Consider the following 18,647-nt stretch of genomic DNA (forward strand, 5'->3'; position numbering starts at 1 on the left):
ACATGACCGAACCCTGGCAGCGATTGCCCGCGCTCTCGCTTAAACAACTGCAGTATTTTGTCACGCTGGCCCAACTGCGTCACTTTACGGACACCGCGAATCGTCTGGCCATTAGCCAACCGGCGCTCAGCAGCGCCCTGCGGCAGACGGAAGCGGTGCTTGGCGGCAAGCTGGTGAATCGTACCGCTTCGGCGGTGACGTTAACCGAGCTGGGGGCGGCGATACTGCCCCATGCCCAGCGGGTGCTGAGCGTGGCGCAGACGGCGTTTCAGGATATGCAGCAAATCGTCGAAGCGGGCGGCGACGGAACGGTGCGCATCGGGCTGGTGCCGTCGGTCAGTTCGCTGTTATTTCCTTTGCTGCCGAAGATGCTGGCACAGGCGTTCCCGCGTCTGCGCGTTGAATTTCACGATCGCACCAACGATGCCATGGTTGGCGACCTGCAAAGCGGGCAAATTGATTTTGGCGTCGGCGCCATCGACAGTTCGCTGCCGGCTGATTTGCAGCTCTTCCCGCTGCGTGAAGATCCGCTGGTGGCGGTTTTGCACAGGGACGACCCGCTAGCCGGGCAGCCACATTTACCCTGGAAACTGCTGGCGGGGCGCGATATTGCGGTATTCTCAAAAGGGAACGTGCAGCGGCTGGTCGGGGCCTTGGTTGAAAGCCAGCGGCTGACGTTGAATACGCGCTATCAGGTGGACTATATCGAAACGCTGTACGGGCTGGTGCGCTCGCAGCTGGCGGTGGCGATTTTGCCGCAGCTTTACACTACCCACCTTGAAGACCCAACGCTGCGGGTAGCGCAGCTTCAGCAACCAGCGCTGACGCGTACGGTGGCGCTAATGCGCGGGCCGCAGACGCTGCCGCCGCTAATTGAGTCCTGCTTTACGCTGCTGCTTAAAGCGCTGCGTGAGAACGCCGCCGAGTAGCGCCAACAGAATAAGGGAGGCGTCTGCCTCCCTGTATCCATTTTTATTGTTTGACGGTCAGCATGCCGTTTTCACGGCCGTGGGTCTTATTCCACGATGCGCTTTCAATGCCGTCTGCATTCATGCTGACGGAAATAATATAGCCCGCTCCGCGAATTTCATAAAAATTGGCGTTAATACGCTTCACAACGGCTTTTTTGCCATTAATCGTCGCCGAGAAGAAACCGTTCGACAGCGTTGCTTTTAGCACATTAGAAGAGAGCGTCGCTTCACGCATGGGATCGGCGACGTGCGCCGCCTGCGCGTGTTGTTCCGCGTCGTGAGTGCGAGTCGCATTGGCCGCGTTGGCATACGCCGCGGTCATGGCCGCGTTGTTGATCCCTTGCTGTCTGTTTTGTTCGGATAAATAGCAGGTATCTTTAGAAATACCTTGCGCCTCACATGCCGCCATTCGCTGTGCCGGGGTAGAGCAACCCGCAAGAATCGCCGAGCTTGCCACAACGGCTAACAGCATCATTTTTGCTTTCATCATTAACCTTATTTTTTATATAGACCAGAACGTCACCTGAATAAATGTTTAACGTTCTTCCCGTAATATTTTCGGGAGCGTTAATTATAAATTATTTTCAGGTTTTAATTGTTATGAGTGATAACAGTCGTTCGTGATTATGGAGACTGCATTGCTATATACCACCGCCCCTAATGCCCCGGTTGCTACCAGCGCGAGGGAGACGATCGCATACGCAAGAATAATTTTTATCATTGACTATCAATCACTAAGGCAAGCAGAAGTTTGCCGCTTTCTTGGTAACGCGAAGCAACTATCCAGTAAGTTGACTATATAAATATTGATTAGGATCATGATTTTTGTTGATAGATTTGCGTGGTGAATGCAGTGAGATTTAAATGTTATTTTTTAATTAATTCAGATGGTTAGATGAGCTCATCCTACCATTTATCGATAAGGATTATTCCTATAGAAAACAGTTTTTATGATTGGTTCTAAAGCGAGTCTAATGATTTTCTTTGTTTTTTTATTTTTTCTTTCGTCGCGGGTTTAATTATGGCTATCTGGTTTTTCGTTTCGTATGAAAGAAAGTCATGGCTATCTTTTTTTTACCTGTCGTGAGCGTGTTAATTAAAGTTTAACGACTATTAGATATAACCTTGCTGTTTATAGCGTGATTTCTCGCGGCGGAAGAGGCTTGCTTAAGCGAGAAACTTCCCTTACGCTTGCAAAAAAGCGGCCACGCCGCTAAACGACTCGGGGTGCCCTTCCTTGTGAAGGCTGAGAAATACCCGTACCACCTGATCTGGATAATGCCAGCGTAGGGAAGTCAGAGGCCTCCAGGTCATTGCTTCTTCGCGTTATGGCAGGAGCAAACCATGCACGTTGACCTGCTAAACCCCGCGCAATCCGCGCGCACTGCCCATCTTCTTCACCAGCATGCCCCTCTTGTTCACTGTATGACCAACGATGTCGTGCAGACTTTCACCGCCAACGTATTGTTAGCCCTTGGCGCCTCGCCCGCGATGGTGATTGATGCCGGTGAAGCCGCGCAGTTTTCCGCCATAGCCAGTGCGGTCCTGATAAACGTCGGCACTTTAACCCAGCCGCGTGCGCAGGCGATGCGTGCGGCGGTGGAAAGCGCGAATGCGGCGAAAACGCCCTGGACGCTCGATCCGGTTGCCGTTGGCGCACTGACGCTGCGCACTGAATTCTGCCGCGGCTTACTGCAATTACAGCCTGCGGCGATTCGTGGAAATGCCTCTGAAATTCTGGCGCTGGCGGGCGAGAGCCGCGGCGGGCGCGGCGTGGATACCACTGATACGGCCGCGACGGCGCTGCCGGCAGCACAGAAGCTGGCGCGAGAAAGTGGCGCGATTGTGGCGGTGACGGGAGAAGTGGATTACATCACCGATGGTCAGCAAACGCTGGCAGTGCAGGGCGGGGATCCGCTGATGACGCGGGTGGTTGGCACCGGCTGCGCGCTGTCGGCGGTAGTAGCGGCCAGTTGTGCGCTGCCGGGAAGCCGTCTGGAAAATGTAGCGGGCGCCTGCGCGCTGATGAAATTCGCCGGACAGAAGGCCGCCGAGGGGCGCGGGCCGGGGAGCTTTGTCCCAGCCTTCCTTGATGCGCTGTACGCGATGAATGCGGAGGTGGCGGCATGAAGCGCATTAACGCCTTAACCATCGCCGGTACCGACCCTAGCGGCGGCGCGGGCGTTCAGGCAGACCTGAAAACCTTCTCCGCGCTGGGTGCCTACGGTTGTTCGGTGATGACCGCGCTGGTGGCGCAAAACACCCGCGGGGTGCAATCGGTATATCGCATTGAACCCGATTTTGTCGCCGCGCAGCTGGACTCAGTGTTCAGCGACGTGCGCATTGATACCACCAAAATCGGCATGCTGGCCGAGACCGATATTGTTGAAGCCGTGGCCGAGCGGCTGGCGCGTTATCGCATTCAGAACGTGGTGCTCGACACGGTAATGCTGGCGAAAAGCGGCGACCCGCTGCTGTGTGCATCGGCGGTGGCGACGCTGCGTCAGCGTCTGCTGCCGCAGGTGTCGTTGATTACGCCAAACCTGCCGGAGGCGGCGGCGCTGCTTGACGCGCCGCATGCCCGCAGCGAACGTGAGATGCTGGAACAAGGGCGCGCGCTGCGGGCGCTGGGCTGTGAGGCGGTGCTGATGAAAGGCGGCCATCTGGACGACGCCGAAAGCCCGGACTGGCTATTTACCGCCGACGGTGAAACGCGGTTTACCGCGCCGCGGGTGGTGACCAAAAACACCCATGGCACCGGCTGTACGCTGTCGGCGGCGCTGGCGGCGTTACGGCCACGTCACGCCAGCTGGCAGGAAACGGTGCCGGTGGCGAAAGCCTGGCTGTCGAAAGCGCTGGCGCAGGCCGATACGTTGGAAGTGGGCGAGGGGATTGGCCCAGTGCACCATTTCCACGAATGGTGGTAAATTTGCTCAAGGTGTGAGGCTGCCCGTCCACCGTATCGTGCCGTGGGCTGGCTGGCCGAGAGGGAAGCGAGACGGCAACGTTTTATCGGCTGGATGCACGTGGCGCCCATTCCGTCACGCTGCTAATGTTCGTAGCGAAACACCACTGATACAGCGCCTGTTTATCGGGCAAATTGAGCTTTATCAGCGCCCGCCCAAGATAGGTTCTAACCGAGGTTTCCTTTACATTCATCTGGCTCGAAATCTGTGCAATCGTATTGCCGCTCAGCACGCTTATGCAGGTATTGTACTCTCGCGTTGATAGCCTGATGCCACTACTTATCAACTTGTGGGTAAATGCCTGCTGGGGTGTCAGAACCGTGGATAACGGTTGCTGACACAATTGCGCGTGCTTGTTCAGCAGGGTGAGGACAAACGGCCCAAAATCGAATAAACGCTGCACTTCCAGCGAGTTAAAGGGGCGCTCGTCGCGCTTTTGAAAGATCGAATAGGTATAAACATGGCGATCGTCGGTTAGCGTGATGGCGTACTCAATGCCCAACTGGCTATGAATATAGAGTCGTTGATATGAGCTTGTGCCTGAACGGTTGTCTGAGGGGGGCGGAATCCGTTCAATCCGCATGCCATCCATTGGGTTGCGTTCGATACGAGCGATCAGCTCATCATGTCGCCATTCTTCCTGTCGGGTATACAGATCCAATGCCTGAGAAACAATCTCCGGTTCAATGATGCTGGCGGCAAACAAATTTTTAGCCTGACAGATATGACGCGGCTGGCGCGACGCCGTAGATTCCCGGTCAAACAGCATGGCCACGCTGTGATAAATACCTGGCAGCATGGCATGTTGATTAAGCCAGTTATGCAGTTGCCAAGGGAAGCGACCACTACCTAACTCATTGATAATATGTTGAACATCAGTGATGGCAACCTGCATCATGACTCCTGCAACGTGACGCGTTGCGTAATACCATAGCGAGAGCGTCAATAAAAAAGCGCGACCCTTCTCGCAAAGAAGAAGGGCCGCACAGGGCTATTGCTGACTGGCTGCCCTGAACAGCAGTTCGGCTTGTGACTCTGACGCGCTGTATACCAACTGCCCCTCAAACCAGGTCTGCAATACCCTTGTCGAGCCTATTTTGTCGGGTGCGATGTGCAGCAAATTAGCGTCAAGAATAATAAAGTCCGCCTTGTATCCCACCTGAAGCGAGCCTGTCGTTTGCTCCATAAAATTGGCCCGCGCTTGCTGTACCGTGCAGGCTTCGAGCATCTCCTCGACGGTGGCGCGCTCTTCTGGCCAGGGAACTTGATGGTGTATTGGCGCGTCATAATCAAACACCCAGGGATGATAGTTATCCGCCGGAATTCGGGTCACCGCCGTTTCGATGCCGACGAGCGGGTTTGGCCATGCCGTGACGGGATAATCACTGGCATTGGTCACCCTGACGCCCGCCTTGAAAAAGCTTTCTATGGGATACAGATAGCGCTCTGCCCGGTCCTTGCCAATCCAGTCGGCAATCATCAGCCAGGTTTTATCCCGCGCGGCCCAGAAGCTGTTCAGCATGACGGTAATGTCTAACGCTTTAAAGCGAGGGATATCGTTGGGATCGCAGGCCGTCGCATGGGCAATACAGTGGCGAGCGTCGCGCACGCCGTTGATACGTTGCATATAATCAAATGCATCTAGCGCCTGACGGACGGCACCGTCAGCGATACAGTGAATATGAATCTGCCAATGGGCTTTATCGATCGCAACAAACAGTACCTGCAGTTCGCTAGTCTGCCAGTTTTGCTCGCCATAGTAAGCGTCGCCTTTCCCGGCGGCCGCGGTGTAAGGTTGCAGCATCAGCGCCGTTTTGGTTTCGAAGATCCCATCGGCGAAGAATTTCGCGGCGGAAACCTGAAAGCGGCGGCTCTCGCGTTTCAATGCGGTCAGTTGCTCGTGCAGTGCCGGAAACTGTGCTTGCCCTTTCTCAGGTGAAACCAACAGGGCACCGCGTAGATTCATGTTGAGCAGTTGCTCATTATCCAGTTCAGTCAACGCCGCGATGGCATTCTGGCCGCGAATATCCAGCCAGGGGTCGTATGCGCCGGTGATCCCAAGGCTGTGCGCGAGGGTCTGAAAGCGCAAAATGGCCTCCTTGTAATCGTCCTTAGACCAGTCAGGCAGTCGATCCAGTACCAATGCCTGCGCCGTTTCGCGTAGGCAACCGCTGGGTTCACCCTGCGTGTCGCGCTCAATTCTGCCATTCTGCGGGTCGGGTGTTTGTGCGGTAATGCCCGCCATTTCGAGCGCTTTTGAATTCACCCATATGGAATGGTACGTTTCCGATGCAATGACGATGGGAATATCCCGCGACAGGTTATCCAGTAGCGCTTTGTCTGGACCGCTATCGGGGAATGTGGCTTCCAGAAAACCACCGCCGCGAATAAAACGGGCCTCTGGCCGTGACTGAATCTTGTTTTGAATGGCGGCAATATAGGCTTCTGGCGTGTTCATTCCTTGCAGATTGACGCCGCAGACATCATCGGCGCTTATTGAGTAGTGGCAGTGACCGTCGATAAAACCCGGCATCACAAACCGCCCTTCTAAATCACAAATCAAGGTATCGGGATGAATACAGTGCGCGATATCGTGATGTGTGCCGATAGCGATGATTTTATCCTTGGCCAAGGCGAACGCTTGAGCCACGGGATTTTGGCTATCAGCGGTCCAGATAAATCCATTCGTAAAAACGATCTCTGCGTTCATAAATTAATCCTTGTTATTGACCGGAGAAGGAAGGGGAAGCGACGGTGAGGGAGTCTGGGCCTGTTTGAGGCTGCGTCTGATAAAGAATTCACCGACACCCAATGTCAGCATGACGCCGATGGCAATAAATCCGGCGTTGGCTGCTTTAAACGGCTGACCTGGTACCCAAATAAGAAAGAAGGCGGTGAGGAATAAAATTATTTGCGCGAGTCTCATAAGCGCGGTAACAACCCAGTTGGGTGCTGGAAAGATATAAGGTCGATGGGTCGTGGTATCGTATTTACGCAATTTAAGGAAAGCCTGGAAATTAACGAAATAGGGGATGAGTAACAAAATTGTGGTGGATGAGAATATTGACCAGAACATCTCCTCAGCAGAGCCAGAAAGCGCTGTGCTGACGATTGTCATGATCGTAGTAATCACTGCGCCAGCAATTAAGGCGCCCGCAGGGCTGTCGTGTCGTGGATGTGATTTTGCCAGCGCCGCCGGTAATTCATGCGCCTGAGCGGTGGCCTGCGCCATGCGGCAGGTCGCCAGCATCCACATTAATGATTGTGAGCACAGTGCGGCCAGATACAGTAAGCCGATGATATAGACAATGAGGGTGCCGATGATGCCATCGCCGAAACCGAGACGGAAGCATGAGATAATTCCGCCGATAATATCGACCTTATCGCTCGGAATAATCAGTAACACACCGCTGACGGCAATAATATTCAGGCCAATAACCAGGATAACGTTACTGAGTGAGGCAATTGGGATGTCCTTTTTGGGGTTCCGCATTGATGTGGCCGCTGCGGACATCGTCTCAAAACCCAGAAAATTATAAATCAGGGCTGGAATAAAGATCATCGCCTGGCCATAGGTTGGACGGATAACCTCCCAGCTAAAGGTATTGGCGGGGGCATGCCCACGGTATAACCAGATTACGCCGCTGAGTATTAATCCCAGAGCCATCAGAATTTTCACTGAAGAGGCGAAGTTGATAATAAATGTCGAGTTGCGCATCGGACGCAGCGCGAGTGCGGTAATGGCCCAGACCAGAATGATGTTGAGCGCGGCTTTACCCACCAGACCTATTTCAATAGCAAAAAGTTGGCAAAATACGTTGACGATGACGGTCATGGCTGAAGAGATCCACAGCGCATTACCGCACCAGTACATCCAGGCGATACGTGCGCCCCACAGCGTACCGTAGGCGCGTTTTATCCAGGCATAAAGACCACCATTTTCTGGGTAGGCTGCGCCTTGTTCTGCCACGACCAGACAGCCGGGAAAGAAGAAAACGACGCCAATGATCACCATCCAGGAAATCGCGGAAACGCCCATCGCCGCAATGGGGGCGACGGTATCAATAAAAAAAATGGCACAGATTAAACCCAGAATAATATCCAGACGGCTGAGGCTGTAACCGCTATTTTCAGCGGATGACTCGCTAATGTGTGTTTGTTTTTCTGCCATACAATATTTCCCGCCAAAGAGTAAGAATGATTATGTTTTTTATAGGAGCAGGCGATCGGAGCTTATCGAGCGGAGGGGGAGGGCGTCTGTCGTAATAAAAACGACAAAAAGAAAAAGTGTGATCGGTGCTAAATCACTTCCGAGGAGGCAGTTTACTTCGTGAGTCAATTTTAATGTGGCCAGCATCCACCTTACGATGGCCGCAGAATGTCCCGTTTGCGTGCCAGCAGCTTGTGCGTTAAAACCGACAAAAGTTGGACATTCTACGCCCCCGGTACCAGGCTTATCCTGCTCAAAAAACTTGAGCAGGACATCCAGCCGACATGATGTCGGCGCTTACGGGAGCATAGCTATGACTGATATTGCGCAGTTGCTTGGCAAAGACGCCGACAGCCTTTTACAGCATCGTTGTATGACCATTCCAGCCGACCAGCTCTATCTGCCTGGCCACGACTACGTTGACCGGGTGATGGTGGATAACAACCGCCCACCTGCGGTGTTGAGAAACATGCAGACGCTCTACAATACCGGGCGTTTAGCCGGTACGGGCTACCTGTCGATTCTGCCGGTCGATCAGGGCGTTGAGCATTCGGCCGGGGCCTCGTTTGCCGCCAACCCGCTCTATTTTGATCCGAAAAACATCGTCGAACTGGCCATTGAGGCGGGCTGTAACTGCGTGGCCTCAACCTACGGCGTGCTGGCGTCGGTTTCGCGCCGCTACGCACACCGCATTCCTTTCCTCGTGAAGCTCAACCACAATGAAACGCTGAGCTATCCGAATACTTTCGATCAAACGCTGTATGCCAGCGTTGAGCAGGCTTTCAACCTTGGCGCGGTGGCTGTAGGGGCGACCATCTATTTTGGTTCAGAAGAGTCTCGCCGCCAGATTGAGGAGATCTCTGCCGCTTTCGAGCGCGCGCATGAGCTGGGGTTGGTGACCGTATTGTGGGCCTACCTGCGCAACCCTGCGTTTAAGAAAGATGGCGTCGACTATCACGTCTCTGCGGACCTGACCGGGCAGGCCAACCATCTGGCGGCGACCATCGGCGCGGATATCGTCAAACAAAAAATGGCCGAAAATAACGGCGGCTATAAAGCGGTGAACTTTGGCTATACCGACGATCGTGTGTACAGCAAATTGACCACCGACAACCCGATTGACCTGGTGCGTTATCAGCTGGCGAACTGCTATATGGGCCGCGCAGGGCTTATTAACTCCGGCGGCGCGGCGGGCGGTGAGACCGACCTGTCCGACGCGGTGCGGACGGCGGTTATCAACAAACGCGCTGGCGGCATGGGGCTGATTCTGGGCCGTAAAGCGTTCAAAAAATCCATGGCCGACGGCGTGCAGTTGATCAACGCCGTGCAGGACGTTTACCTCGATAGCAAGATTACCTTCGCCTAAAAGTTTGCCTCCTCGCCCGCCAGGGTGAGGAGGCCGATCCCCTTCACACTTCGTTATCCTTTTGTGAAAAACATCACGCCTCCTTGTGCGCATGCCCAAAAAACAGTCGATTGTTAGCGCTATTTGTCCGTGGAAGCGCTGTTATTTTGTGCTTAGATTAGTCATGAAACGCCTTTTCAATTCCCTAAAACCGTTTTATCGGATCAGTGTTGGACACAGGATTGTGGCGCGTTAAGCGCCATGTCGAATGTTGTACTAAGGACACATAATGAAAATTGAATCTGTAAATGTCACCGTTTTCCAGCATCCCACCCGCCGCGTCTCCGATAGCGCCGGGCACTCCCATCCGGGGCCAGAAAGCATGGCCAAAATGGCGATGCTGACGATTACCGCGGACGATGGCAGCAAGGGCTATTCGTTTGCGCCGCCGGAAATCGTGCGCCCGTTCGTGGTGAACACCTTCTTCCGTAAAGTGCTGGTTGGCCAGGATCCGTTCGACCGTGAACGCATCTGGCAGGACCTGGTGCACTGGCAGCGGGGCAGCGCGCATCAGCTGACCGAACGCGCGTTGTCTTTCGTGGAACAAGCATTGTGGGACCTGATTGGGCGTAAGCTCAATATGCCGGTCTACAAACTGCTCGGCGGCTATCGTGACAAAGTCCCGGCCTACGGCAGCACCATGTGCGGCGACGATTTAGAAGGCGGTCTGTCCACGCCGGAAGAGTACGCGGCCTTTGCCGAAACCCTGGTGGCGCGCGGCTACAAGGCTATCAAGCTGCACACCTGGATGCCGCCGGTCTCTTTCGCCCCGAACCCAAAAATGGATATCAAAGCCTGTGCCGCGGTGCGCGAGGCGGTGGGGCCGGATATCGATCTGATGATCGACGGCTACCACTGGTACAGCCGTACCGAAGCGCTGTGGATAGGTAAGGAACTGGAAAAACTCAACTTCGCGTGGTTTGAAGAACCGATGGAAGAGGACAGCATGTCGTCCTACGCGTGGCTGGCGGAAAACCTCTCTATCCCGATTATCGGGCCGGAAAGCTTTGGCGGTAAGCACCACAGCCGTGCGGATTGGGTGAAAGCGGGCGCGTGCGACATTCTGCGCGCGGGCGCTAACGGCGTGGGCGGCATTACGCCAACGATGAAGGTGGCGGCGCTGGCGGAATCCTTCGGCATGGACTGCGAAGTGCACGGCAACGGCGCGGCGAGCCTGGCGGTGGTCGGGGCGATCCGCAACTGTCGCTGGTATGAGCGCGGCCTGCTGCATCCGTTCCTCGACTACGACCAGCCGGCGGCCTACCTGAACAGCATCATCGACCCAATGGACGCGGATGGCTTTGTTCACCTGTCTCAGCGTCCTGGACTGGGCGAAGACATTAACTTTGCATATATCGAAGCCAATACCGTCAGCCACGACTGACACATAACAAAGACAAGACAGGCGCGTACGGATTCGTAGCCTGTCGTACCCTACAGGCGATAGATAGATGAAAAAATCCTCCTTACTGGGAGCGTGTTTGCTCGCGCTCACCATGACGATGGGGAGCGGGGCGGCGTTGGCGAAAACGCCGCCGGATCAGCTCATTATCGGCATGAACATGAACAACCTGCTGACCCTCGACCCGGCCGCGATGACCGGTAATGAAGTGGTGGGTATCGTGGTCAACCTCTATGATTCGCTGGTTGAACTGGACCCTGAACAGCTGACCAACGTCAAACCGGCACTGGCCAAATCCTGGGACATCAGCCCGGATGGCAAAACGCTGACCTTCCATCTGCAAAACAACGTTAAGTTTCACTCCGGTAACCCGCTGACCGCCGCCGACGTGGTGTGGTCGATGCGCCGTATTCTGCACCTTAACCTTGCGCAGGCATCGGTGTGGAAGTCTTACGGCTTCAGCAAAAAGAACGTCGACAAGCAGGTGACCGCACTGGACGACTATACGGTGCAGATTGTCCTGCCGAAACCGAACGATCCGCAGCTGGTGATTTACTCGCTAGGCGCGCTGGGTAACCTTGGCGTGCTCGACAGCAAAACCGTGCAGAGCCATGAGCAGGATAACGACTGGGGAAACAAGTGGCTGACCACGCACGAAGCCGGTTCCGGGCCGTTTATGCTGGAGACCTGGCAGGCCAAAGATGTGCTGCGCATGAAGCGTAACCCGGACTACTGGCGCGGCGAGCCGAAGATGAGCCGCGTGGTGCTGCGCCACTTTCAGGAGTCGCAGACCCTGCGCCTGATGATTGAAAAAGGCGACCTTGATATTGCCAACAACATGGCGGTATCGGACATCAACGCCCTGCGCAAAGACCCGCAGCTTACCGTCGACGCGGTGCAACGCGGCACCATGTACTACGTGGCGATGAGCATGAAAGAGGCGCATTTCGCCAATCCGAAGGTGCGTGAAGCGGTACGCTACCTGATTGATTATCAGGGGATTAATAAAGCGCTGATGCCGGGCTACGGCGTACTGCACCAGCGGCCAATCAAGGCGGGCATGCCGTCAACGCTGCCGGATCCTGGCTACAGCTTTGACTTAGCGAAGGCGAAAAAACTGCTGGCGGAAGCGGGCTATCCGGACGGTTTTGATACCACGCTGCGCGTGCTCTCGGACCAGCCGTTCCTCAATATCGCCATTGCCGTTCAGTCGACGCTGATGCAGGCGGGCATCAACGCCAAAATTATTACCGGCACCGGCAACCAGATTTACGGCGCGATGCGCGAGCGTAAGTTCGACATGCTGGTCGGCCGCGGCGGCAGCGGCATGGAGCCGCATCCGCACTCCAGCCTGCGTGCGCTGGTCTATAACCCGGACAACAGCGATGAAGCGCGACTCACCAACTTCCAGGGCTGGCGTACCGGCTTTTACGACAAGCAGCTCAACGAGATGATCGACGGTGCGCTGCTGGAACGTAACCCGCAGAAACAAATTGCCGATTACCAGGCCATTCAAACCCGCTTCGATGCGCTGATCCCGGCGATGATTCCCGTCTCGCAGATGGTTGACTCGGTGGTGGTGCGCAACGAAGTGAAAGACTACAAACCCCACCCGTCGGCGACCACGTTCTTGCGTGACGTCTACAAAGTAAGCGAAGGAGATAAAGGATGAGTACGGCAATTCTCGCGCCCGGCTCCCGGACCCGGCGCTTTTCAAAACGGTTGATGCAGGTGGCGATTACGCTGTTTGGCCTGCTGCTGCTGACCTTTTTCATTGGCCGCGTGATGCCCATCGACCCGGTGCTGGCGATTGTCGGCCCGGATGCCGACCAGAGCACCTACCAGCAGGTCTATCACCAGCTGGGCTTTGACCAGTCGCTGATGACCCAGTTTGGTATTTATTTCGTCAACCTGCTGCACGGCGACCTCGGTAACGCGCTGCTGACCGGTAAACCGGTGACCGACGATATTATTCGCGTCTTCCCGGCGACCATGGAACTGGCGACGATGGCGATTATTGTCGGCGCGGGCCTCGGCATTCCGCTGGGTGTGCTGGCGGCCGCGCGTCGTAACAGCATCTCCGATTACGTGGTGCGCATTATCAGCCTCGCCGGTTACTCCACGCCGATTTTCTGGGTGGGGATGATGGGTCTGCTGGTGTTTTACGCCTGGCTTGGCTGGGTCGGCGGCGCCGGGCGCGTTGACCTGGGGCTGGACGGCATCGTGCCGCGCCGTACCGGGCTGATGACCGTCGATGCGCTGCTGGCAGGGAACAGCGAGGTGTTCTGGAATGCCATTAATCACCTGATTCTGCCTGCCGCGCTGCTGGGCTTCCACTCGCTGGCTTACATCAGCCGTATGACCCGCAGCTTTATGCTGGCGCAGCTGTCGCAGGAGTTCATCATCACTGCCCACGTGAAAGGGTTAACCGAACGTCAGGTGATCTGGAATCACGCGTTTCGCAACATCCTCGTGCAGCTGCTGACGGTGGTGGCGCTGGCCTATGGTTCGCTGCTGGAGGGGGCGGTACTGATTGAAACCGTCTTCTCCTGGCCGGGCTTTGGCTCCTATCTCACCGGCAGCCTGCTGCTGGGCGATATGAATGCGGTGATGGGCTGCGTACTGCTGGTTGGGGTGATCTTCGTGATGCTCAACCTGCTGTCCGACATGCTGTATCAATTCTTCGATCCGAGGACAAAATCATGACGGTTTCTCTGGATACGTCTTTGCGCGGCGGCGCTGGCGAAGGCCGCCAGCGTTTGCAACGTGCGCTGGTCCGCGCCGGTGGGTTTATTGGCAAGATGGCGCGTAACCCGTTAACGGCGATTGGCGGTGGGATTATCTTTCTGCTGCTGGTGGTGGCGATTTTCGCGCCGCTGATTGCCCCGTATAACCCGCTGGTGCAGGACTTAAGCAACGCGCTTACCGCGCCGAACGCTCAGCACTGGTTTGGCACCGACGAGTTTGGCCGCGATATCTTCAGCCGTCTGGTGTATGGCTCGCGCATTACGCTGTACATCGTGCTGCTGGTGTCGGTCACCGTCGGCCCGCTGGGGCTGCTGCTCGGCGTCTGCGCGGGCTACTTCGGCGGCAAGGTAGACATGGTGCTGATGCGCGTTACCGACATCTTTATCTCCTTCCCGAGCCTGGTGCTGGCGCTGGCGTTCGTGGCCGCCTTAGGCCCAGGGCTGGAGCACGTGGTAATCGCCATTACGCTTACCGCCTGGCCGCCGATTGCGCGTCTGGCGCGCGCCGAAACGCTGTCGCTGCGCCAGGCGGATTTTATCTCCGCCGTGCGCTTGCAGGGGGCCTCTCCGGCCCGCGTGCTGTGGCGCCATATTGTGCCGCTGTGCCTGCCGTCGGTGATTATTCGTATCACCATGAACATGGCGGGGATCATTCTGACCGCCGCTGGTCTCGGCTTCCTCGGCCTTGGCGCACAGCCGCCGGAGCCGGAGTGGGGGGCGATGATCTCCAGTGGCCGTACCTACATGATGGAGTGCTGGTGGGTGGTGACGATTCCGGGGCTGGCGATTCTGATCAACAGCTTAGCGTTCAACTTCTTAGGAGATGGCCTACGTGACATCCTCGATCCTCGCAGCGAATAACGCTGCACCGCTGCTCGACGTGCGCGACCTGTGCGTCGACTTTGTCAACGGCAGCGCGGTCACCCATGCGGTGCGCGGTGTCTCCTTCCAGTTGGGGCGTGAAAAACTGGCGATTGTCGGTGAATCCGGTTCGGGAAAATCGACCGTCGGGCGCGCGCTGTTGCATCTGCACCCGAAAAAGGCGCGCATTGACGCCAGCCGGATGCAGTTTGGCGATATCGATCTGCTTAACGCCAGCGAAGCGCAGATGCGCGCCATTCGCGGCAAACGGATTTCGATGATTATGCAGGACCCGAAATACTCGCTGAACCCGGTGGTGCGCGTGGGCGATCAGATTGCTGAAGCCTGGCTAACGCACCATCCGGGGCATAAGGCGGAGGCGAAAGCCAAAGCGTTGGAGATGCTCGACGTGGTGCGCATCCGCGACCCGCAGCGCGTTTATAACCTCTATCCGCATGAAATCTCCGGCGGCCAGGGGCAGCGCATCATGATTGCGATGATGCTGATTACCGACCCGGAGCTGGTGATTGCCGATGAGCCCACCTCGGCGCTGGACGTCTCCGTACGTTTGCAGGTGCTGGGGCTGCTCGACGACCTGGTGAAATCGCGCGGGCTGGGGCTGATTTTTATCAGCCACGACATCAACCTGGTGCGCAGCTTCTGCGATCGGGTGCTGGTGATGTACGCCGGGCGGGTGGTGGAGTCCATCGCCGCCTGCGATCTCGACAATGCTAAGCATCCGTACACGCAGGGCCTAATCAGCGCGCTGCCGGATATGCAGCATCGTCGCCCGGTGCTGCCGGTGCTACAGCGTCAGGCCTGCTGGCTGACGGATTAAGGAGCGCATCATGATTGAAGTGAAAAATCTGAACCTGGTGTTTGGTGAAGGCGAGAAGCGCAACCAGGTGTTGTATGACGTCAATTTCCACGTCCAGCCGGGCGAGATTTACGGCCTGGTGGGGGAGTCCGGTTCCGGCAAAACCACGGTGCTGAAGTGCCTGGCCGGGCTGTTTAACCACTGGCAGGGCGAGCTGGCGATCAACGGCCAGCGGCTGGATCACAACATCAGCCGCGAACGCTGCCGTAAGGTGCAGATGGTGTTTCAGGATCCTTACGGCTCTCTGCATCCGCGCCATACCATTGGCGATATTCTGGAAGAGCCGCTGCAAATCCACGGTATCAGCGAGCGTGACCGGCGCATCAACACGCTGCTGGATCGCGTGGGGCTGAATCGCGCGTTTCGCGACCGCTATCCGCACCAGCTCTCCGGCGGCCAGCGTCAGCGCGTGGCGATTGCTCGCGCGCTGATCCTTGAGCCGCAGGTGCTGCTGCTCGATGAACCCACCTCGGCGCTGGACGTCTCGGTGCAGGCGGAGATCCTCAACCTGTTGGCGGAGCTGCAAAAAGAGTCGAACCTGACCTACCTGATGGTGACCCACGATCTGGGCGTGATTGCCCATCTCTGCCAGAAGGTGGCGGTGATGCAGTACGGCAAAATTCTCGAAACGCTTAGCGTTGACGCACTGGTGAACGGCGAGGCCAAAACGCCGTATACCCAGATGTTGGTGAACGCCAGCCGCCAGTACACGCGCGAAATGGCGCGGGAGGTGGCGGCTTACTAACCGTTCGCCATGGGGCCGGATGGCGGCGTAAACGCCTTATCCGGCCTACCTCTACTTTTCCAATTTGCCTCCGGGAATAATCAAAAATGCCTAAAAAGTCATTCCGTATTGCTCTCCCGTTATTGCTGTCTGCCTGTACTGCCTCCGCGCTGGCCGCGGAAACCATCGACCTGCGTATGTCCTGGTGGGGCGGCAATAGTCGTCATCAGGTGACCTTGAAAGCGCTGGAAGCCTTCCATCAACAAAACCCGGATATCAACGTCAAAGCGGAATATACCGGCTGGGACGGCCATACCTCGCGCCTTACCACGCAGCTGGCGGGCGGCACCGAGCCGGATGTGATGCAAACCAACTGGAACTGGCTGACGCTGTTCTCGAAAGACGGCAACGGTTTTTACGATCTCAATAAAGTGAAAGACGAAATCGGCCTGGACCAGTTCACCGCCAAAGATCTTCAGCCGGTGACGGTGAAGGGCAAACTGAACGGGATTCCGGTCGCCATGACCGCGCGCATCTTCTACTACAACGATCAGACGTGGAAAAAAGCGGGATTAAGCTATCCGCAAAACTGGGATGAGTTGATGCAGGCCGGGAAAACCTTTGAGACTAAGCTCGGCAAACAATACTATCCGGTGGCCCCGGAAAGCCTCGGCGTGCTGGCGTTGCTCAACTCTTATATGGTGCAGAAATACAACATGCCAGCCATCGATGAGCAGAGCAAAAAGTTTACCTATAGCGATGCGCAATGGGTGGAGTTTTTCCGGCTCTATAAAACGCTGATCGACAATCACGTCATTCCGGACATGAAGTACTACGCTTCCTTCGGCAAGGGAAATATCTATGAGATGAAGCCGTGGATTGAAGGCGAGTGGGGCGGCGTGTACATGTGGAATACCGCCGTGACCAAATATTCCGATAACCTGAAACCACCGGCGAAGCTGGAGTTGGGTGGCTACCCGATGCTGCCGGGCGCCACCGACGCGGGGCTGTTTATGAAGCCGTCAATGATGCTGTCGATTGGTAAAACCACCCAACACCCGCAGGCGGCGGCAAAGCTGATTAACTTTCTGCTCAACAGCAAGGAGGGCGTGACGCTGCTCGGCCTGGAGCGCGGTGTGCCGCTCAGCAAAAGCGGCGTGGAGACGCTGACGGCGTCCGGCGTGATCAATGACAAAGACCCATCGGTGGCCGGCATTAAGCTCGCGCTGTCGCTACCGGCGAAGGTCGGCGTGTCGCCGTATCTGGAAGCTCCCCAGCTGGTGCAAGAGTTTGACAGCGCGTTGCAGTCCATCGACTACGGCAAGAAAACCGTCGCCGAAGCGGCGGCGGATTTCAAGCGTCAGTCGGAGCGCATCTTAAAACGCGCGATGCGTTAACGCAGCAGCGGGCAATCCGGCGGCAGGCGACAGCGCAGCGCCGCCGGTAAAATCTCCATGCGGAACGAGGTCCCGCAGAGCGGCTCGCCGTCGAGGTTAAAGGTCATCTCATGTGATGCGGTGACCTCAAACCACGGCGATACGCTGTCCACCAGGTTCTCTTTACCGTCGTCGCTGGCGAGCGTATTCAACAGCGCGGGCAGCAGCTCTTCGCCGGTGAAAATACGCAGATGCAGCAGGCCGTCGTCAATCAACGCCTCCGGGCACAGCTGTTGCCCGCCGCCCGCCTGGCGACCGTTGCCGATGCCAATCACCAGCGCATCGCCCTGCCAGCTAAAGTTCTCGCCACGAATTTCGCAGCGGTCGGGTTTTAGGGTATCCATGCGCATCAGGCCGTGAATCAAATACGATACACCGCCCAGCGCGGATTTCAGTTTCTCCGGCGTTTCGGTGGTGATGCGCGTACCGAAGCCGCCGGTCGCCATATTGATAAAGCAGGTTTCGTTATTAACCTGGGCAATATCCACCGGCACATCGCGCCCGGCAATCGCCAGCTTAAGGGCGTTAGCCATATCGGTGGGAATATTGACGCTGGTGGCGAAATCGTTCGCGGTGCCGAGTGGCACAATACCGAGGGCGGGAACCTGCTCGCTGTCGCACTGAATCAGCGCCGTCGCCACTTCATTGATCGTGCCGTCACCGCCGCCGGCAATCACCGTCGCCACCTGCAGCGCAACGGCTTCTTCGACGTAGCGTTCGGCATCACCTTTCTCCCAGGTAACGCGCACGTGAATCACCACGCCTTCATCGCGCAGCTGCATGACCGCATCGCGCAGCTCGGGCGTACCGGCGCTTTTGCCGTTAAGTATCAGTAAACTCGCTGGAAAATCTGACATCCTTGGTACCTCTTGAGGGGGTATGCAAAGAGTGTAACAAAGGATACGGCGATGCGCTTTAGGAGGGAAGGCCAAAAAAATAAGCCCGTGTAAGGGAGATTACACGGGCTAAGGAGGTGGTTCCTAGGTACAGCTAGCATTTATGGGTTATGTTTTTCAGCGAGGGAATAGTATCTGGAATCAATAATTCC

General features: G+C 56.4%; 16 protein-coding genes and 1 riboswitch. Of the genes, 11 read left to right on the forward strand and 5 right to left on the reverse strand.

Translation table 11 applies throughout. The features are described 5' to 3' along the window. Window positions 1-2 precede the first annotated feature (2 nt). Window positions 3-929: a LysR family transcriptional regulator gene (locus tag ACW14G_RS03595; protein ID WP_223802974.1), complete on the forward strand. Its 927-nt coding sequence runs from the start codon at window positions 3-5 to the stop codon at window positions 927-929. Between the two features lie 43 nt (window positions 930-972). Here the strand turns inward: ACW14G_RS03595 and ACW14G_RS03600 are convergent, their stop codons facing one another. Then, the gene (locus tag ACW14G_RS03600; protein ID WP_419057479.1) at window positions 973-1,461 is read right to left on the reverse strand and encodes a hypothetical protein; all 489 of its coding nucleotides are present in this window, start codon (window positions 1,459-1,461) and stop codon (window positions 973-975) included. Window positions 1,462-2,184: 723 nt separating this feature from the next. Beyond that, window positions 2,185-2,281: riboswitch (TPP riboswitch) on the forward strand. A gap of 34 nt (window positions 2,282-2,315) precedes the next feature. Between ACW14G_RS03600 and thiM the strand changes: the two genes are divergently transcribed. Then, window positions 2,316-3,101, forward strand: a complete 786-nt coding sequence (thiM, locus tag ACW14G_RS03605) for a hydroxyethylthiazole kinase (protein WP_249023039.1) — start codon at window positions 2,316-2,318, stop codon at window positions 3,099-3,101. Continuing rightward, window positions 3,098-3,898, forward strand: coding sequence for a bifunctional hydroxymethylpyrimidine kinase/phosphomethylpyrimidine kinase (gene thiD / locus ACW14G_RS03610; protein ID WP_167575457.1), 801 nt, complete (start codon window positions 3,098-3,100; stop codon window positions 3,896-3,898). Before thiM ends, thiD begins: the two co-directional genes overlap by 4 nt. A gap of 82 nt (window positions 3,899-3,980) precedes the next feature. On the opposite strand, the gene ACW14G_RS03615 is transcribed toward thiD, so the two are convergent. From ACW14G_RS03615 to ACW14G_RS03625, 3 genes are all read right to left on the reverse strand, one after another. After that, window positions 3,981-4,835, reverse strand: a complete 855-nt coding sequence (locus tag ACW14G_RS03615) for a LuxR C-terminal-related transcriptional regulator (protein WP_271458373.1) — start codon at window positions 4,833-4,835, stop codon at window positions 3,981-3,983. Window positions 4,836-4,928: 93 nt separating this feature from the next. Next, window positions 4,929-6,647: an amidohydrolase gene (locus ACW14G_RS03620; RefSeq protein ID WP_419057480.1), complete on the reverse strand. Its 1,719-nt coding sequence runs from the start codon at window positions 6,645-6,647 to the stop codon at window positions 4,929-4,931. Between the two features lie 3 nt (window positions 6,648-6,650). After that, entirely contained in the window at window positions 6,651-8,108 is a 1,458-nt protein-coding gene (locus ACW14G_RS03625) for an APC family permease (protein ID WP_419057481.1), read from the reverse strand. Between the two features lie 352 nt (window positions 8,109-8,460). On the opposite strand from ACW14G_RS03625, the gene fbaB reads away from it, so the two are divergent. From fbaB to ACW14G_RS03665, 8 genes are all read left to right on the forward strand, one after another. Then, window positions 8,461-9,513, forward strand: coding sequence for a class I fructose-bisphosphate aldolase (fbaB, locus tag ACW14G_RS03630; RefSeq protein ID WP_065357419.1), 1,053 nt, complete (start codon window positions 8,461-8,463; stop codon window positions 9,511-9,513). A 268-nt stretch (window positions 9,514-9,781) separates the two neighbouring features. Beyond that, window positions 9,782-10,936: a mandelate racemase family protein gene (locus tag ACW14G_RS03635; protein WP_163449115.1), complete on the forward strand. Its 1,155-nt coding sequence runs from the start codon at window positions 9,782-9,784 to the stop codon at window positions 10,934-10,936. Between the two features lie 67 nt (window positions 10,937-11,003). After that, window positions 11,004-12,626, forward strand: coding sequence for an ABC transporter substrate-binding protein (locus ACW14G_RS03640; RefSeq protein WP_167575458.1), 1,623 nt, complete (start codon window positions 11,004-11,006; stop codon window positions 12,624-12,626). Then, complete coding sequence (locus ACW14G_RS03645; protein ID WP_249023040.1) at window positions 12,623-13,660, forward strand: ABC transporter permease; 1,038 nt, start codon at window positions 12,623-12,625, stop codon at window positions 13,658-13,660. The genes ACW14G_RS03640 and ACW14G_RS03645 overlap by 4 nt, the downstream gene beginning before the upstream one ends. After that, the gene (locus ACW14G_RS03650) at window positions 13,657-14,562 is read left to right on the forward strand and encodes an ABC transporter permease (protein ID WP_167575459.1); all 906 of its coding nucleotides are present in this window, start codon (window positions 13,657-13,659) and stop codon (window positions 14,560-14,562) included. Before ACW14G_RS03645 ends, ACW14G_RS03650 begins: the two co-directional genes overlap by 4 nt. After that, on the forward strand, window positions 14,534-15,400 hold the full coding sequence (locus ACW14G_RS03655) for an ABC transporter ATP-binding protein (protein WP_163449112.1): 867 nt from the start codon (window positions 14,534-14,536) through the stop codon (window positions 15,398-15,400). Before ACW14G_RS03650 ends, ACW14G_RS03655 begins: the two co-directional genes overlap by 29 nt. A 10-nt stretch (window positions 15,401-15,410) precedes the next feature. Then, window positions 15,411-16,184: an ABC transporter ATP-binding protein gene (locus ACW14G_RS03660; RefSeq protein WP_223802967.1), complete on the forward strand. Its 774-nt coding sequence runs from the start codon at window positions 15,411-15,413 to the stop codon at window positions 16,182-16,184. 86 nt (window positions 16,185-16,270) lie between these two features. Beyond that, window positions 16,271-17,560, forward strand: coding sequence for an ABC transporter substrate-binding protein (locus ACW14G_RS03665; protein WP_419057482.1), 1,290 nt, complete (start codon window positions 16,271-16,273; stop codon window positions 17,558-17,560). Here ACW14G_RS03665 and yegS read toward each other — a convergent pair. Further along, a complete protein-coding gene (gene yegS / locus ACW14G_RS03670) occupies window positions 17,557-18,456 on the reverse strand; it encodes a lipid kinase YegS (protein ID WP_249023042.1) in 900 nt (299 codons plus the stop codon). The two genes, ACW14G_RS03665 and yegS, sit on opposite strands and share 4 nt — an antisense overlap. Between the last annotated feature and the right edge of the window lie 191 nt (window positions 18,457-18,647).

The sequence above is a fragment of the Kluyvera sp. genome (assembly GCF_965301105.1).

Excerpts from the sequence above, each read along its gene's own strand:
- ACW14G_RS03595 (WP_223802974.1), top strand. The coding sequence starts at position 3 with ATGACCGAACCCTGGCAGCGATTGCCCGCGCTCTCGCTTAAACAACTG.
- ACW14G_RS03600 (WP_419057479.1), bottom strand. The coding sequence starts at position 1,461 with ATGATGAAAGCAAAAATGATGCTGTTAGCCGTTGTGGCAAGCTCGGCG.
- thiM (WP_249023039.1), top strand. The coding sequence starts at position 2,316 with ATGCACGTTGACCTGCTAAACCCCGCGCAATCCGCGCGCACTGCCCAT.
- thiD (WP_167575457.1), top strand. The coding sequence starts at position 3,098 with ATGAAGCGCATTAACGCCTTAACCATCGCCGGTACCGACCCTAGCGGC.
- ACW14G_RS03615 (WP_271458373.1), bottom strand. The coding sequence starts at position 4,835 with ATGATGCAGGTTGCCATCACTGATGTTCAACATATTATCAATGAGTTA.
- ACW14G_RS03620 (WP_419057480.1), bottom strand. The coding sequence starts at position 6,647 with ATGAACGCAGAGATCGTTTTTACGAATGGATTTATCTGGACCGCTGAT.
- ACW14G_RS03625 (WP_419057481.1), bottom strand. The coding sequence starts at position 8,108 with ATGGCAGAAAAACAAACACACATTAGCGAGTCATCCGCTGAAAATAGC.
- fbaB (WP_065357419.1), top strand. The coding sequence starts at position 8,461 with ATGACTGATATTGCGCAGTTGCTTGGCAAAGACGCCGACAGCCTTTTA.
- ACW14G_RS03635 (WP_163449115.1), top strand. The coding sequence starts at position 9,782 with ATGAAAATTGAATCTGTAAATGTCACCGTTTTCCAGCATCCCACCCGC.
- ACW14G_RS03640 (WP_167575458.1), top strand. The coding sequence starts at position 11,004 with ATGAAAAAATCCTCCTTACTGGGAGCGTGTTTGCTCGCGCTCACCATG.
- ACW14G_RS03645 (WP_249023040.1), top strand. The coding sequence starts at position 12,623 with ATGAGTACGGCAATTCTCGCGCCCGGCTCCCGGACCCGGCGCTTTTCA.
- ACW14G_RS03650 (WP_167575459.1), top strand. The coding sequence starts at position 13,657 with ATGACGGTTTCTCTGGATACGTCTTTGCGCGGCGGCGCTGGCGAAGGC.
- ACW14G_RS03660 (WP_223802967.1), top strand. The coding sequence starts at position 15,411 with ATGATTGAAGTGAAAAATCTGAACCTGGTGTTTGGTGAAGGCGAGAAG.
- ACW14G_RS03665 (WP_419057482.1), top strand. The coding sequence starts at position 16,271 with ATGCCTAAAAAGTCATTCCGTATTGCTCTCCCGTTATTGCTGTCTGCC.
- yegS (WP_249023042.1), bottom strand. The coding sequence starts at position 18,456 with ATGTCAGATTTTCCAGCGAGTTTACTGATACTTAACGGCAAAAGCGCC.